Genomic DNA, 16431 nt, shown 5'->3' on the forward strand with positions numbered 1-16431 from the left:
GGATCACCGATGTACGCAAGCAAGAGGAGCACGGCCGGCGGACCGGACCGGCACGGCGGGCTGAGCACGCCGCGCCGCAACCGGTACTTCCACGGCAAGCTGCTGGACGTCTACCACTTCGAGTTGGAGACCGCCTATTTCCTGACGATGAGCCGGCTGATGAACCGCTTGGTGGTCGGGCCGGGGGTGGTCTGCGGGCTCGACGTCGTGCGGGGCCGCGAACCCGGCACGATCGTCGTCACCCGGGGCGTGGCCATCGACGGATGGGGCCGCGAGATCGTGGTGCCGCGCGACAGCGAGCCGGTGCCCGTCCCGCCCGAACTCGCCGACCGGGTGCTGGACGAGAAGGACGGCGTCGCCGACGAGTCCCGCTCCCGCCACCGGCCGCCCGATCGCTCCGTGACCGTCCTGCTGTGTTACCAGGAGTGCGACGGCGAGCCGGTCTCGGTGCTCGCGGGCGAATGCGACACGGCCGCGCCGTGCGCGCCGGGGGCGGTGCTCGAACGGTACGCGGTCGGCTTCGAACCCGGCTGCGCCGACCCCGTCGAGGTGAGCTGCCGCTTCCCCGACATCCTGCGCGGCGACGACATCGACTACGGGGCCCTGGCCCGCTGGGTGACCAGGGAGTGCCCCGATCCGCCGCGTGACCCCTGCCTGCCCCTGGCCAACCTGCGGCTGGGCCGCGACGGCGAGGGTTGCGCCATCGAGGACATCGAGATCGAGATCCGGCCGGTCGTCTTCGCCAACCCCCTGCTCTTCGACGTCATCACCCGGGTCGTCGAGGAGCAGTCCGGCGGCGACCGGCGCCGATAGCCACCGACACCCCTTCGAGGAGAGCGTATGCACACCACCAGTGACGGGCGTCCTGGCTGCTGCGGGCAGCCGGGCCCGTCCGGGCAGGGCGGGCCCGACGTGCTGGAACGGCCCCGATACTTCCCGCGCCAGCTCATCACCGCCGACGAGCTGACGCTCGAGGCCGACTACTTCCGCGACCGCATGCGGCGGCACAACCGGTTCCTGCACGGGTGGGGCGTGGTGTGCGGCGCGCTGGTGTGCGCGGTCGCCGGACGTGCCTGGCAGGTACGCGTCGAGCCCGGCTACGTCCTCGGCCCGTACGGCGACGAGATCGTCATCGAACGCGCGCAGGACGTGCCGCTGCGCAGCGGCGACCCGGCCGACCCGTGGTGCTCCGAGACCTACGAGCGCGACCACGACGGCCCCCTGTACGTGGCCGTGCGCTACGACGAGCGGCGGATCCGGCCGGTGCACGCGCAGCCGTCGGGATGTGACTGCGACCAGCTCGCCTGCGAGTACTCGCGCTTCCGCGACGGGTTCGCCTTCGGGATCCTGGACGCCTGCCCGGCCTCCCACGAGGCTCCTTCCCCGGCGGACGCCGCGGGCAACCCGGCCTGCCCTGGCGCGCCGGACAGCCCTTGGGTGGTGCTGGCCCGGGTGACGGTGGACGAGGACGGCATGGTCGACACGATCGACAACTGCGCGTGCCGCCGCATCGTGCCCTCCACCGGCGACTCCTGGCATCCGTGCGGCGAACCTCAGCCGGCGCGGGCGGGCCGTCCCGAGCCGGTGTCCGGTGCTGACGGGCCGGCGCCGGGTGCTGAGGAGGGCGCCCCCGAGACCCCGAAGCGAGGCCGGGCCACCACCCGCGCCCAGCAACGGAGGACGTGATGCCGGGCGGGGCCCGCCACCGCCAGGCTACGCGGGGCACGGATGGGGCGCCGGGCCGCCGGCGGACGGCGGGCGGCGGCGTCCCGGACGCCCAGCACCTCGGCAACCAGGCGGCCCTGCGCCTCCTCGGCCGGTCCCCCGCGCCCAGCGGGCCGGGTCCCGCCCCTGGCGACTCTGGTTCCGCTTCCGCGCCGGTGGCGCAGCGCAGCGCGTGCGGGTGTCATGGTGCGGGCGGCGACGCTCACCCGTGCGCCGACTGCGCCTCCGGCAAGCCCTGGCGGGGTGGCGGCCGGCCGCAACGTTCGCCGGACACCGCGCGCCCCGCCGCTCCGGCGGCGCGGACGGACGAGGCGGCCCTGCGTCCGCCGCCCGGCTCCGGGCGGCCCCTCGACCCGTCCGTCCGCCAGGAGATGGAGCGCCACTTCGGGCACGACTTCGGGCAGGTACGCGTACACACCGGCGACACCGCCGCACAGGCCGCCGGATCGATACACGCCCGCGCCTACACCATCGGCACCGACATCGTCTTCGGCACGAACCGGCACGCACCCGGCACGCCCGCCGGCCGCAGACTGCTCGCCCACGAGCTGGCCCACGTCGTGCAGCAGTCCGGCTGCCGGACGGGCGCACCCGCGGGCCCGCAGCGGGACACCGGCACCTCCGGCACCGACGAGCTCGAACAGCAGGCCGACGCGGCCGCCGACGCCCTGGCCACCGCTCAGGCGGCCCCCGTCCGGATGACGGCCTCGATCAGCGGCCTGGTGTTCGAGCCGTCCGCCACGCTCACCTTCCGGCCGGGCCTCAAGAGCCCGCAGCTCATGAGCCTGGTCCTGGAGCGGCTGGTCGGCCCGGACCGTGAGCCTGGCCTGGACCAGAAGGCGTTCGAGCTGCTGAAGGGACGCTTCGAACGTACGGCAGGCTTCCTCGACCAGCGTGAGGCGCGTGGCAGCGAACCCGTCGGCACCATCACCATGAAGATCCGTGCCGCCCAGGCCCTGCTCACCTTCCTGAAGGGTGACAAGCACCTGCCCGTCCGGGTCACCGCCGAGCAGGAGGAGTTGCTCATGCTCGGCGGCGCCACGCTCGACCTGTGGGCCGACTTCGTCTCCACGCTCAAGGAGACCGGCAACCCGCTGCCCGCCTGGTACACACGGGACATCTTCGAACGGGAGCTGGCCCAGCAGGGGCGGCTGCTGCGGACGTACGCCGAGCAGCTCGGCAAGGTGCGCGCCGGCGCCGGCAAGGCCGCGGGCCGGGAAACGGTCAACGACGTCATCGACGCGCTGTACGGGCCCGTCATGATCCTCGAAGCGGTCCGGCGTGACAGCGCCCTGGCCGCCGACCCCGCGTACACGGTGCTCTGGGGACGGCAGGGCGGCGCGCGGCTGCGCAGCCAGGTCGCCGCCGTGTTCTTCCTCGGTTACACCCGCACCCAGCCGGTCCTGGCGCGCGACGCGCTGGCGTACCACGCGGCCCGCGCCGAGCTGCTCCAGCGCTTCGGCCGCTACGCCGAGCGGCTCGGCACCGGCGGCGTGGCGACCCTCAGCGACGAGGAGCTGGGGAACGGGCCGGCCACGGCCAACACCCAGGCGTTCCCGTCGACGCTGACCTCGGTCCCGCCCACCCCGCCGCCGCTGTACGAAGCCGCTCTCGGCACCGATCACCGGATGCACATGGTCGTCGAGTACCCGTCCACCCTCGACGCGCTCGGAAGCTACGCCTGCACCTGGGAGCAGGTCCTCGTACGCCGCATACCCGACGACGAGACAGACCGTCCGCTGGACGCCACCCCCGAACACGGCGAGCAAGCCAAGGCGGGCCCGGTCACCGCCGACCACGCCAAGACCGGCCCTACCCCGGCCGAACGCGCCGACCACGCCAAGACCGGCCCGCCCAAGGCCGAACACGGCGAGCGCGTTGAAACGGGCCAAGTCGCCGCCGAACGCTTCAACCGCGCGACCGCCTACGCCAAGGCCGACATCCGGCGCGCGCTCGACAACATGCACACGGAGCTGGGCCCGGCGGGCGTCGGCGCCCTGTCGCTGCTCGGCGCGAACGCCATCCTGCGCTACCTCGGCACCGGAATCCGCCTCGCCCTCGACCAGCTCACCCTGCCGGACGACCAGAAGCTCATCACGTTCCCCTCCCCCGGCCTCTATCTCATCCGAGCCTCGCTGGCGCAGGTCCGCAAGGGCGGCGAAGAGATCGTCCGGGTACCCAGCGTCGCCTACCTGCCCGTGCTGGCCCGCAAGCCCGCCGTGATGGCGAAGGCCGGGGTCACGGCGGCCCGCGACAGCCGCCGGCTCGCCCAGAAGCGCATCGCCGACCTGCAGGCCATGCTCGACCGCGGTGACCTCGACAGCGCCGAGCGCGCGCGAATCCAGGAGGAGCTGAGCGGGCTGCGCCTGGACGCGGCTCCGCTCGGTGAGCGCCTTGAGCGCCGTCGCGCCGAGCTGGCCGCGAGCCTCACCGCCGCCATCAAGGCCGGCGCCACCGAGCGCAGCCTGAAGGCGGCCACCGAGGACCAGGAGAAACTCGACAAGATCATCAAGCTGCGCGGCGGACGCGCGCTGGCCGGCGCCGAGTCGCTGAACGCGCGCTTCGTCAGCGACCTCGGCCAGAACCTGCCGCTCAGCATCGAGGTCGCCGACCGGCCGCCGGTCGGCGGCCGAGCACAGGTGTACATCTCCGACGTCACCACTGCCAAGAGCGGCGACGGCACCGGCACCGGGCGGACCCGCGAGGAGGCCATCGTGGCCGCCGTGCGCGAACTGCTCGAAAGCATCCACGGGTACGGGCGCGGCCAGGTGGCGCTGGAACTGGGCGGTGAGGTGCGGACGATCCGCATCGAGGCGAGCCTGGGCGGCCTCCTGTCGGAGGCAGTGGACAACGTGGCCACCGTCGCGTCCATCGCCGCCATCGCGGCCGCGCCGTTCACCGGGGGCGCGTCGTTGTCACTGCTGGTCCCGATCGGTCTCGTGGGGGCGATCCCGTCGGCGTACCGGGTGGCGAAACGGGTGGAGGCGGGCACGTTCGAGCTTGATGTGGAGAACGCGCTGGAGATCGCCAACATCGCCGGCGCGGTCGTGGGGTTGAACAGGCTCGGTGCCACGTCCCTGCAGATGGTCCGGCTGGGGAGGGGGCTGATGATCGTCGGGTTCGGTATCGACGCGGCCAACGGCGTGCTGATGGGCGCGCAGTTCCTCAAGCAGTTGGACGAGCTGAACGCGCTCGAACCGGGCGAGCGGGCCTCGGCCCTGCTCATGCTGATCGGTCAGCACCTGCTCAGCGCGGGGATCATCGCCGGTGGCGCGGCCATGGAACATGCCCAGCAGGTCCGCGCGGAGGCTGCCGCCCGTCGCCGCGCGCCGGAGCCCGTACCCGGCCTCCACACCGAGACGCCGTCCGGGCCACGCGCCGAGACGCCGTCCGGATCGCGTGCCAAAACGCCACCCGAAGCACATGTCGAGACCCCGCCCGAAGCGCGCGCCGAGACCCTGCCCGAGGCACATGTCGAGACGCCACCCGAAGCGCGCGCCGAAACGCCGCCCGAAGCCCGTATCGAGACTCCGCCCGAACCACATGCCGAAACGCCACCCGAAGCGCGCGCCGAGACGCCGCCAGGGAAACGTGCCGAGACGCCGCCCGAAGTTCGCGCCGACAGGCCGTCCCGTCCGGCGGCGGAGGGGGGCGCGGCTCGGGCGGAGCTGGTCGAGCGGGAGATGTCCGCCCTCGGCAAGATGGACGCGGAGTCCGAGGCCCGGTTGCGCTCGAACGACGAGCTGCGCCAAGCGCTGGCCGACCACTCCCTGGCCGCCGCCGCCCTGAAGAGATGCGCCTCCTCCTGTTTCCCGCCCGATGTCAAGCCCGCGCAGGTCACCCGCCTGGAAAAGGTGCTCCGCCGCCTCGCCAGGACCGGCGAGCACCACGAGGAGGCGCTGAAGAAGTTCCTCTACGACCGCCGCGCCGACCTGGACACGGCCATCAACCAGATCGAGCGCGTGCGCACCGCCGCGGACCTCGACCTCTTGACCAGGGCCGTCGACCAGGCCCACTGGAGCAAACGACCCCCCACGCAGGCCGCTCCGAAGGAGATCCAGCTCCACGCCCCGCCCGAAGCCACCCCCGCACAGGTCCTCTCCCTGAAGAAGGTGCTTGGCCGCATCGCCAGGACCGGCGAGCACGACGGCGCCGCGCTGACGAAGTTCCTGCACGCCTGGCGCGATGACCTGGACACGGCCATCGCCCAGATCAAGCTCGTGCACACCGCCGATCAGCTCGACAGTTGGGTCAAGTCCTTCAATCTTGGCATTTGGAGCAAAAAGTACCCCACGAAGCTCACTCCGGCAGAGTTGCATATCCACAACACGAAAGTCTGGGAACAAGGCGAGACCGGCGGGAAGGCGGCCGCGAGCGGCGAGAAGGATCCCGTGGGCTTCGTGAACCCCATCGACCGCGGTCCCTTCAACCAGGGGATCGACGACGTCATGGTGGCCAAGGGCGGCAACCCGGAGACCGGTTTCCTCTACGTCATGGAGTACAAGGGCATGACGGTTCGCAAAGGCCGTGGACCCAGGGTGGCCAAGAGTCAGATGGAGTTCGCCTGGGTGGTCGGGAACATCGAACGGCTCCACCGCGAAGGCGGGGAGGTCGGGAAGAGGTGGGCGAAGATTCTTGCCAAGGCCCTGAGCGAGGGAAGGCTGGGGGGCGAGGCCTGGGTCACACCGATCGTCGGCGGCGTGCCGCAGACCGCCTACATGTTCAAAGACTGGCCCTACCCCAAGTTCAAGATCAAGCTTCCGCCTTCATGAACAGGACAGGAGACGCCCATGCGTGTCACGTCCCTGTGGCCGTCGTCCACGGGCCCGGTGACCGGCACTCTCGGCGACCAGGGTCTTCGCGCCCAGCCCGGCGAGGCGGCGGCCGGTGAAGGCCGGGCCGTCCGGCAGCGGGATCCGGCGAGCGGGGAGCACGCCTTCTCGGGCCGCCACCTGCTCGGCCACGAGCTGACCGGCGCGCTCCAGCGGCGTCGGCTGGCGGAGGCGGTGGAGGACCTGCTGGCCCGATGCGCGGCCGGTCGCGGCGGGCTCCGGGAGTGTCTCGGCACCCCGGAGGGACAACGTTTCGTGGCGGTCGCCAGAGAGCTCCTGACGGCCGGGCCGGACGTGCCTCCCAAAGTGACCGGGCGGTTGACCGCCGCCTCCACGGTCACCGGACGGGTTGACGTGCCGGTGGAGGGCGCGACGTTGTCCCTGACGGTGGGCGAGGGCACGTTCGAGGTCGCCGTACGCGGGCTGTCGACGTTCGAGAAGTGGGGACGGGCGGTGTCGGACGTGGCGGGGACGATCGGCCGGGGCGTCGCGACCGCCGCGAGCGCCGTGTGGCGGGGACTGTTGTGGGCCGGCGGGCAACTCGGCGGGAAGGTGTTCGCCACGTTCGGGCGCATCCTGCGCTGGATCACCAAGCTGCCGGCCCGGGTCTGGCGGCTGCTGCTCGGTCTGTGGGAGGGCGTTCAGGGCCTCAAGCCGTGGTCACTGACCTGGTGGGCCTCGCTCGGCCAGGTGACGACCTGGCTGGGCCTGCTGCGCTGGCTCGGCTACCGGCTGGTCGACCTGCTGGAGATCGCCGGCGTGGGCGAGGTGTACGAGACGCTCGCCGACTTCGTCAAGTTCAACACCAGGAGCCTGAACGCGCAGGAGATCAGCACGGCCCGCCGGGTCTTCGGCGGCTCCATCGATCTGGGGGCGATCCGGGTGGACCAGTCGGCGGTGCTCGGCCCGGCGTTCTCCAGACGTCCTTACACCGGCTTCCACACCGTGAACTCCTGGGGCCGGCTCTCGCCCGAGGTCCTCGTGCACGAGCTGACGCACGTGTGGCAGTACGACCGGGCCGGCGCCATCTACATGCCGCAGGCGCTGCACGCCCAGATCTGGGGCGCCGGGTACGACTACGGCGGCGCCGCCGGGCTGGCCCGGGCGCAGGCGGAGGGTCGCGGGCTCATGGGGTTCAACCGCGAGCAGCAGGCGCAGATCGTGATGGACTTCGCCGGCCTGCCACCGTTTCACCCCGACCTCGCCCTGTACGCGAGCTTCGTCCGGGAGGTGTCCACACTGACGCCCGCCGAGCTGATCGCCACCCGCGTCTGACGTGCCCCCGTTCATCCGTCTTCAGCGGGCGACCAGGCGCAGGAGCTCGGGCGAGGGCAGCACGCCCAGCTCGTCCCAGAGCAGTTCTTTGAAGGCGCGCACCGATCGCACCGCCTCCACGTAGTTGCCCTCGGCGATGTGGATCCTGGCCACGAGGTGCTGGCAACTCTGACGCAGCGGCTCGTACTCGACCGCGGTCAGCGCCAGGTCCAGCGCCGCGCCGTACGCGCCCCGTGTCAGGAACTGCTCGGCCAGCTCCTCCAGCGCGTGCAACTGGAGCTGCCTGAGGCGTTCGCGGGCCACCACGATCCACTCGTCGTACCAGCCCGGCAGCAGCACGCCGTACGCGGGCACATCGCCGCACTGCACCGGATGCCCGGCATGCAGCCGCCGGGTGAGCGCCTGCAGCTCGGCCACGTCCACCCTGACTCGAGGATCCAGCCGCAACGACGACCGGCCGCCGACGACCAGCCCGGGACAGATGGTGCCGGTGCGCCACAGCGCGGTACGCAGATCGGCCTGCGCCTGCGCTTCGCGGGTCTCGGGCCAGAGGCTGCCCGCCACCAGATCGCGGGTCGAGAGCCCGTGCAAACCGAGGAACGCGACGAGCCGACGGGCGCTATGGGGAAGCTCTCCCCATCGTTCCGCGGTTGCCGGTCCGCCTCCGGCGACCTCGAAGGCGCCGAGCAACCGCAACCGAGCCACATTCGTCGATTCCCCGCTTTCCTCGGACTCCGCGACAGCCGTGAAGCCGTCCATTTCCCAGGGCCTTTCATTGCGGCAATATGAAAGCGAACGTATGACGCCGGGATGGACACTGTCAAGTCTAGGTCATTTCTTGGTGCCATTCGTGCGATCTGTCCCCATACCTCTTGCCGACCTGCGGTGGCGGCGATATGAGGTGGCTCTTCGGCGACGTGCAAGCGGACCGGGAATAATGGTCGGACGACGAAAAAGAGTGACTCGTTCATTCCTTGTGGTACTTTCTCCGGCCGCATAAGCAGGCCGCCCAACATAACGGATATTCCAGTAAAGGTCGGCGATGACCATATGCCACAACCTCTGTAGAGGAATGTCCGCTGAATGCCCTGTTGCTGTCCTGGCGCCGGTCCATCCGTCAGGCAGAGGCTCGAAGAGGCACCGAACAGGAACTCAACCCGAGGGGAAAGCACGATGCGCACAACGTGGACCAGGAATGCCGTCGTGACGGTCATGGCCGGGGCGCTGGTGGCGGCGGCCAGTCCAGCGTTCGCTCACGCACAACCGCCCAAGGGCGACGAGTGGACACCCGCGTCACTGTCGGCCGTGCAGGCCGCGGCCGCCGCTCCGTACTGGTTAGGGAACTACAAGTCCAGGAGATTCCTGCAGCCGTCGGGCGGTAGCACAGCCAACGGCGCCGTGATCGTCCAGATGGCCGGAACGACGGCCGCCGCGCAACAATGGACCCCGATCGCGGACGGAGGCTATTACAGCTTCGAGAACGCCGGCTCGCGAAAGAACCTCGGCATCGACCGCGCCAGCACCGCGGCCGGCGCCGTGGCCATCCAGGCGAATCCAGCCGCCGACCTCAATCAGGACTGGCAGATGCTTTACAACACCGGATCCTACCCGGAAGGTTACTTCGCGCTGAAGAACCGCAAGAGCGGTCTGTGCCTGGGCATTTCGAACGCGAGCACCGCAGACGGCGCGCAGGCCGCCCAATTCGCCTGCGACGGCAAGCCCAACCAAGGCTGGGGATTAGTGGACGTAACTTCCATCGCCGCAGCTCAGGACTAGGCGGTACGCCCTTTGTCCGGGCCACCCGTCCATAGATGACATGAGGAGCGCGGCGCCACTTAGGTGCCGCGCTCCATCGGAGGAAGACCTCGCCTCGGCGGGGCCTTCCTCTTCTCATCGCCGGGCCGCGGCTATAAAGTGACCGTCGTCTTCTTCAGGATGTCGGCAAGCGCGCCGTAGTCGACCTCTTGCTCTTCTTGGATATCGACGGACTTGCGGTCCCCCTGACCCATCGCCCGGATGAAGCCCTTGATCACGGGAATGTCGGTCGCGTTGAACACCATGAAGGAGATCTTGTTCCGGACGACCGCTATGACGGCCGCGTGCTGCCCGTTCTTGAGGAAGTGCGGCTTGCCGTACTGAAACCGTTCTTCGACATCGGGAACGGCCTCGTGGATCATCGCGCGCAGCTTCTCGCAGACGGCTCGCTGCCACGGCGCGGTGTTGTCGATGTACTCGGTGACTTCGTCGTTCATGCTGTTCTCCCGATTCATCCTGCGGCGTTCTCTGTCGCGGCGCGGCGCGCCGCCACGGGGTCGATCAGTCCTTCACCGGTCGGCTCGTACGTCAGGGCCACGACCCCCGAGGAGAATGCCTGCGATCCGGTCAGGCGGAGGACCGTGCTGTCCACCGACTCGTCGAACAACCGCGCGCCCTTGCCGGCCACGACCGGGTAGGTGACCAGGCGCAGTTCGTCGATGAGCTGCTCGCGCAGCAGCCACCGGACGAGGGTGGCGCTGCCGAAGATCAGAATATCGCCGTCGATCTCCGTCTTGAGCCGCGCGATCCGCTCGGCCGGGTTCTCGCGGATGACGGTGGTGTTGTTCCACTCGCCCTTGTCCAGGGTCGTCGTGACGACGAATTTGGGCATGGAGTTCATCCTGTCGGCGTAGCCGGCCTCGTCGGTCATGCCCGGCCAGGCCGCGGCGAAGCCGTCGTAGGTGACCCGGCCGAGCAGGAGCACGTCGGCGGCGCGGATCTGGTCGAGCCCGGTCCTCATGGCGTCCGGGCTGACGAACGGGAAGGTCCACTCGTGCGGGTTCTCGATGACGCCGTCGACGGTGGTGAAGACGGAGAGAACGACTCGTCCCATGACGATGCTCCATTTTTTCGGTGTTGTCGCTGATGTGCTCATCCTGGCGAGGCGGAACCGTGCCGACATCCGAGGCGAACACCTAGTTCACCACCTAATTCACGACCTAATGGATCACCTACGCCTATGAGCCGGGGCATGATGGGGCCGTGTCTGTCGCGTCTTCAGGGGTCGTGTCCAAGCGTGAGGCAGAGGTGCTGGCCTTGGTCGGCGCGCACCTGTCCAACGCGGAGATCGCCGCTCGCCTGAACCTGTCGGTCCGTACGGTCGAGAACCACGTGTCGTCGCTGCTGCGCAAATGCGGCGTCGCCGACCGCCGGGAGCTCGGCAGACTGGCCGGGCGGGACTCGGCCGAGCCTGGCGGCATCGCCTGCCTGCCCGCGCCGCTGACCACGTTCATCGGCCGCGACGCCGAGCGTGCGCGGCTGATGGAGGCGCTGCGGGCCGCCCGGCTGGTGACGCTGGTGGGACCCGGCGGCGTCGGCAAGACGCGGCTGGCGATCGAGGTGGCCGGTGACGCCCAAGGCTCCTTCTCCTCGGGAGGGGCGTTCGTCGACCTGGTGCCCGTGGGCGAGGCGTACGTCGCCCAGGCGGTGGCCGCCGCACTGGGCGTCACCGAACGCCCGGACCAGCCCCTGCAGGAGGCCATCGCCGAACGCCTCGGCGACGGCACCGCCCTGCTGATCCTCGACAACTGCGAGCACGTGATCGACGCCGTCGCCCAGTTCGCCGAGCGGACGCTCAGCCGCTGTCCGGGCACCCGGATCCTGGCTACCAGCAGGGAACGCCTCGGGGTGCCCGGCGAGCGCGCCCTCGCTCTGCTCCCCTTCTCCCTGACCTCGGCCGCGGCTGCCCCCGTGCCGCTCACCTCCCACGCCGAGCTGCTCTTCCTCGACCGCGCCCATGCCGCCGATCCGGGCTTCACCGCCGACCCCGCCACCCTCATGCTGCTCTGCGCGCGGCTCGACGGGATGCCGCTGGCCATCGAACTGGCCGCGGCCAGGGTGGCCGCCCTGGGCGCCGACGGCCTCCTCGCCGCCCTGGACGATCACCTGCGCCTGCTGGCAGGCGGCCGGGGCGCCGACGAGCGGCACCGCTCGCTGCGCGCGGTCATCGGATGGAGCCACGAACTCCTGGACGAGGAGGAACGAGCGCTGTTCCGGCGGCTGGCCGTCTTCGCGGGCCCGTTCGACCTGGAAGCCGTCGTCGCGGTCACTCCTGGCCTGGTCCGGAGCACGGCGGCCGACGTGCTCGGCCGCCTGGCGGACAAGAGCCTGCTCGCCGTGCACCGCCGCTCCGGCGCGGTCAGGTGGCGGCTGCTGGAGACCGTGCGGGCGTACGCGGCCGAGCGGCTCGACACGGCGGGCGAGGCGGAAGCAGTCAGAAAGTCGCACCTCGACTGGGCCGCCGGTGTGGCGAGCGCCTTGGAGGCGAACCTGCGGACGGCCCTGGACGGCCGGCCCGCCGGCTGGTGGCTGGACGACTTCGACGCCGTCGCCGACAACCTGCGTGTCGCACTGGTCCGGGCACCGGCCGGGCCCGGGGGCGCGCCGCACCGGCTGGCCCGGGCACTCGGACATCTGACGTACGCGCGACGGTTCCTCGTGGAGGCGCTCGGCCACTACGCGACGGCGGCGCGGCGGGCGCCGACTCCGCTGGAGGCCGTCGCCGACCTGCGCGCGGCGTCCGACTGCACCTTCGCGATCGGTGACGCCGGACGGCAGCCGTTCGAGATGCTGCTCGAAGCCGCCGGCCGGGCGCGTGAGGCGGGCGACGGCGACCTGACGGCCATCGTCCTGGCCTCCGCCGTCAGTGTCGCCTACCGCCATCACGCCGGGTTCGAGGACGAGGTGCCGCCCGCGCGGAAGCTGAGGCTCCTGGCAGAGGCACGAGCCGCCGGCGACCCGGCGAACCCGGTGGTGGCCGCGCACCTGGCGGCCGCGGCAGCCTGGGTGGCGAACGAAAACGCGTCCGCCACCTACGCCCCGGTGCCTGCGGTGGCGGACGGCGACTGGACAGCTCCCGCGACAGTCGCGGGCGGCGACAGCGACGGCGACGGGGTAGATCCACCACCGGTCGCGGACGGCGACCGGCCGGACCCACCACCGGTCGCGGACGGCGACTGGGCGGATCCGGTGCCGGTCGTGGTCGCGGTGGAGGCGGCGCGGGCGACCGGGGAGCCGGTGCTCGTCAGTGCGGCGCTGGACATCGCGACCTTCGCCGCCCTGGGGAGAGGAAGGCGACGCCACGCCTGCCGCGTCGTCGGCGAGCGCCTGTCACTGCTGACGAGCCTGCCACGGCACGCCCCCGCCGCCTGCCCCGAAATCGTGGACATCCTCAGGATGGCGCTTTACGGCTTTCTCAGCGTGGGCGACCTGCCCACGGCTCTGGACGTCGCGCGCCGGGCGATGGACGACGACCTGGTGGGAGGCTCCTACATCGCGACCGCCCAACTGATCACGCCACTGGTGCTCACCGGCCGGTTCGACGAGGCGCTGGCCCTGGACACGGCGGTATGGGACGGCTGGCAACGAGTGGGCCGGCCGTTCGGCGCACAGCTCAGCGCTCCGGTCGGCGCACTTTCGCTCGCCCACGGCCTGCGTGGCGACGACGACGCCTCGCGGCTGTGGCGGTCGCGTGCGCTCAACCCGCCTGACCGGCAACGGTACGGCTACTTCACGGCCTTCGCCGACGCCAGGCTGGCGCTGCACCACGGCCGGTTCGAGGGCGCGGCCAAGCTGGTCGAGACCGCCCTGATCGGCCGTTCGACCTCGGCGACGGCGCCGTACCGGGAGGCGGTCGCGGCCGAACTGGCGGTGGCCGCCGGCCTGCCGGGAGCGGCCGGTCTGCTGGCCGCCACGAGTTCCGGCGAGAACGACTGGGCCACCGCCTGCTTGGCCCGGGCCAGAGGGCGACTGTACGGCGAGGAGGATGACGTGCGCACGGCCGTGGCGATCTGGGAGCGCATCGATGCCCGCTTCGAGCGCGCCTGCACGCTGCTTCTCCTGCCCGGCCGGGTGGACGAGGGGACGAGGGAGCTGGCCGAGCTGGGCTGTGTGCCGCCCCAAGGGGTGTGGCAGGTGCCACCGACGTAGGAACCAGCCGGCGGCTCACTGATCGCCCGCGAGCGGTCGTCCACCCCAGGAGCTCCGGAGCCCGCTCGACATACTCGAACCGATGGGCAAGCGGATCTTCTCCCAGAAACCGATGGGCAAGCGGATCCTCTTTCAGTAGATGTCGCACTCGGCCTGAGCCCTCCTACGTCGTGCTGAGGCGCTGCCGTAGAGCGTCGTACACCTCAGTCGGGAGCGGGCCCTTCTGGGCGGCCGCGACATTGGCCCGCACGTGCGCGGCCTGGGTCGAGCCGACTATCACCGAGTGCAGATCCTGGTGACTGAGGATGAAGCGGAGCAGGAGTTCCATCGTCGAGGCGCCGTCAGCCAGGTCTTCCAGGCCGGCGGCGGCGAGCCGCGCGTGGCGGTCGGCGAGCGGACGGCGGATCGGCTCCGGCATGGCCTCGGGCGGCGCCATGAGCGAACGCGCGACTGAGCCCCGAGCGATCGTCCCCGCCCCGGCTGCCGCGGCGGCGCTGATGAGCTCCTCGTGGGAGCGATCGAGCGCCGAGTAGGGGAGCAGGAAAACGTCGAACACCCCCATCGCGACGTGCTCCGGAAGATGGGGCAGATCCCCTGACATGCCGGTGAAGCGGATCGTGCCCTCGTCCTGAAGGGCCCGCATCTCGGCGATGGTGTCCTCGGCCCGCATCACGGCGACGCTCGGGCTCATGTGCACCATCAAGATGTCAAGGTGGTCGGTGCGCATCCGGCGCAGGCTCTGCTCGACGCACGCGCGGACGTTCGCCCTCGTGTAGACGTGCGGCGGAAACGTCCGTGGATCACCGTCCCCGGCGAGCGGGCAGCCGCACTTGCTGGAGAGGATGAACTCGTCGCGCCTGTGCGAAATCCAGCGGCCGATGTGCTCTTCGGCGTCGCCGTAGTCCGGCGAGGTGTCGATGAGGTTCACTCCCGAGTCGAGGACCGTGTTCAGTATGGTGCGGGCCTCATCGTCGCTCAGCGGTTTGCCCCACGCCTGTGGCCCGCGCAGCTCCATCGCTCCGTAGCCGAGGCGGCTCGCCCGCAGTCCGGTCTTTCCGAGTTTCGCGGTTGGCAGCGTCACGTCATCGTCCTCTTGTCGGTTTCGGCCGTCCTGGCGCGTCCGTACGCGGCCAGGGCATGGAAGGCGGCCTTGGGTTCCCACGGCAGCCCCGGATACGCGGTCCCGGTGCGGCCGTGCTCCAGGATCTTGACGATGCCGAAGCCGGCGGTGTCGAAGTCCCGTTCGGGCTCGGAGGACGTCGGCAGGTCGCGGCGGGCGAAGGTGTTGACGAACGCCGTGTCCGTGCCCTCCTCGTGGTAGATGTCGAGCAGCTCGCGCAGGTAGCCGGCCTGCTCTTCTTCGTCCCGCAGGACGGGTGCGGTCAGGCGGGCGGAGCGGGCGTGTTCGTCCCACTCGATGATGGAGTCTCCGCGTCCGCCCAGAGCGGCGGCTCCGCGGTAGGTGACGCAGCCGAACTCGGTGACGGCGAACGGCTTGCTTCGCGCGGTCTGCGCGCGAAGACCCGCACGGAAACCGGGCGCGTTGGTCGCGTCCCGGTATCCGGCGTCGTTGGCGATCATGTCGAACGGAGCCCAGTCCACGCCTTCGAAGGGCAGGGATGCGTAGCTGATCGGGCCGCCGAACCGTTCGCGCACCGCGGCGACGGCTCGGGCGAGGAAGGCGTTGACGCGGGCTTGCAGTCCGGGCAGGGCGGCGCGGAAGCGCGCGGGCTCGTTCATCGAGCCGAGCCGCTCCCGCAGGTTGTCACCGGGCAGAAAGCCACTGGTGAACAAGCTGATCTCGGAGCCGGTGAGTAAAACGACGCGAGCCTCTTCCCGGCGCAGGCGTTCGGCCCGTTCGGCGCTGTCGGCGATGAACGTCATCAGCTCGTCCTGGGTGAGGCCGTTGGTGAACGGCGAGTACCAGACCTCCAGTCCCGCACGGGCGGCGTGGTGTGCGGCGGTCTCAAGGCGGTCTGGGTCTCCTCCGGTGATGCGGACCGCGTCGCAGTGCAGCTCGTCGCGGATGATCTGCATCTCGCGGCGCACGACCTCCGGGTCGAAGGGCTCATGAGTGGTGGTTCCAGCAGACGGGAAGCCGGTGTCGTAGGTGACACCGTAAGCACGCATCAAGGGCCTCCGTGTACGGGTGGGACAGGTGAGGGGGCGCGACCGGCGAGGGGCGGGCCCGGCAAGGGCACGTACCTGGCAAGGGCGCGGGACGGGCAAGGGCGCGGGACGGGCAAGGGCGCGGGACGGGCAAGGGCGGAACCGCCGAGACGACGGAACCGGCAAGGCAACGGAACACGCGAGGGCGCGGGACCGGCAAAGCGACGGGACACACGAGCGGGCGAAACCGGCAAGGCGACGGGACGCACGAGGAGGCGGAACCGGCGAGGGGGGCGGGTTGGTGACCTGGATCGGCGATGTCGACCGTTCATGGCGCGGCTGCCCGGGACACCTTGACGAGCTGATCCGGAAGACCGGCACCTCCGCCCTCCGCCGGCCCAGGTCCGCGACACACCCATGGGCAATGGGTCAGAAGTCCATGTCGCCGCCGCCCGGCATGGCCGGAGCAGCAGGGTTCTTCTCGGGCTTCTCCGCGATGACGGCCTCGGTGGTGAGGAAGAGCGCC

Annotated in this window: 11 protein-coding genes; 6 read left to right on the forward strand and 5 right to left on the reverse strand. The window is 70.8% G+C overall.

Annotated features, from left to right (window positions below):
• The first annotated feature begins 9 nt into the window (after positions 1-9).
• The 4 genes from ACWD0F_RS39225 to ACWD0F_RS39240 are packed head-to-tail and all read left to right on the forward strand — an operon-like array spanning position 10 to position 7832.
• A complete protein-coding gene (locus ACWD0F_RS39225; protein WP_449885701.1) occupies positions 10-813 on the forward strand; it encodes a hypothetical protein in 804 nt (267 codons plus the stop codon).
• Between the two features lie 27 nt (positions 814-840).
• Positions 841-1686, forward strand: coding sequence for a hypothetical protein (locus ACWD0F_RS39230; RefSeq protein ID WP_449885704.1), 846 nt, complete (start codon positions 841-843; stop codon positions 1684-1686).
• On the forward strand, positions 1686-6497 hold the full coding sequence (locus ACWD0F_RS39235; protein WP_449885706.1) for an eCIS core domain-containing protein: 4812 nt from the start codon (positions 1686-1688) through the stop codon (positions 6495-6497). Before ACWD0F_RS39230 ends, ACWD0F_RS39235 begins: the two co-directional genes overlap by 1 nt.
• Before the next feature lie 18 nt (positions 6498-6515).
• Positions 6516-7832, forward strand: a complete 1317-nt coding sequence (locus ACWD0F_RS39240) for a hypothetical protein (RefSeq protein WP_449885707.1) — start codon at positions 6516-6518, stop codon at positions 7830-7832.
• Between the two features lie 21 nt (positions 7833-7853).
• Here ACWD0F_RS39240 and ACWD0F_RS39245 read toward each other — a convergent pair whose 3' ends face one another.
• On the reverse strand, positions 7854-8423 hold the full coding sequence (locus tag ACWD0F_RS39245) for an AfsR/SARP family transcriptional regulator (protein ID WP_449885709.1): 570 nt from the start codon (positions 8421-8423) through the stop codon (positions 7854-7856).
• A gap of 621 nt (positions 8424-9044) precedes the next feature.
• Between ACWD0F_RS39245 and ACWD0F_RS39250 the strand changes: the two genes are divergently transcribed.
• On the forward strand, positions 9045-9608 hold the full coding sequence (locus tag ACWD0F_RS39250; RefSeq protein ID WP_449885729.1) for an RICIN domain-containing protein: 564 nt from the start codon (positions 9045-9047) through the stop codon (positions 9606-9608).
• Positions 9609-9739: 131 nt separating this feature from the next.
• On the opposite strand, the gene ACWD0F_RS39255 is transcribed toward ACWD0F_RS39250, so the two are convergent.
• Positions 9740-10084, reverse strand: coding sequence for a DUF1801 domain-containing protein (locus tag ACWD0F_RS39255; RefSeq protein ID WP_449885712.1), 345 nt, complete (start codon positions 10082-10084; stop codon positions 9740-9742).
• A gap of 14 nt (positions 10085-10098) precedes the next feature.
• Positions 10099-10701 carry a dihydrofolate reductase family protein gene (locus ACWD0F_RS39260; RefSeq protein WP_449885714.1) on the reverse strand — a complete coding sequence of 201 codons (603 nt, stop codon included), beginning with the start codon at positions 10699-10701 and terminating at the stop codon, positions 10099-10101.
• Between the two features lie 149 nt (positions 10702-10850).
• Between ACWD0F_RS39260 and ACWD0F_RS39265 the strand changes: the two genes are divergently transcribed.
• A complete protein-coding gene (locus ACWD0F_RS39265; RefSeq protein WP_449885716.1) occupies positions 10851-13796 on the forward strand; it encodes an ATP-binding protein in 2946 nt (981 codons plus the stop codon).
• A gap of 163 nt (positions 13797-13959) precedes the next feature.
• Here ACWD0F_RS39265 and ACWD0F_RS39270 read toward each other — a convergent pair whose 3' ends face one another.
• Positions 13960-14877, reverse strand: coding sequence for an aldo/keto reductase (locus ACWD0F_RS39270; RefSeq protein ID WP_449885719.1), 918 nt, complete (start codon positions 14875-14877; stop codon positions 13960-13962).
• Positions 14874-15926, reverse strand: a complete 1053-nt coding sequence (locus ACWD0F_RS39275) for a hypothetical protein (protein ID WP_449885721.1) — start codon at positions 15924-15926, stop codon at positions 14874-14876. Before ACWD0F_RS39275 ends, ACWD0F_RS39270 begins: the two co-directional genes overlap by 4 nt.
• Between the last annotated feature and the right edge of the window lie 505 nt (positions 15927-16431).

It is taken from the genome of Nonomuraea sp. NPDC002799 (genome assembly GCF_053592075.1).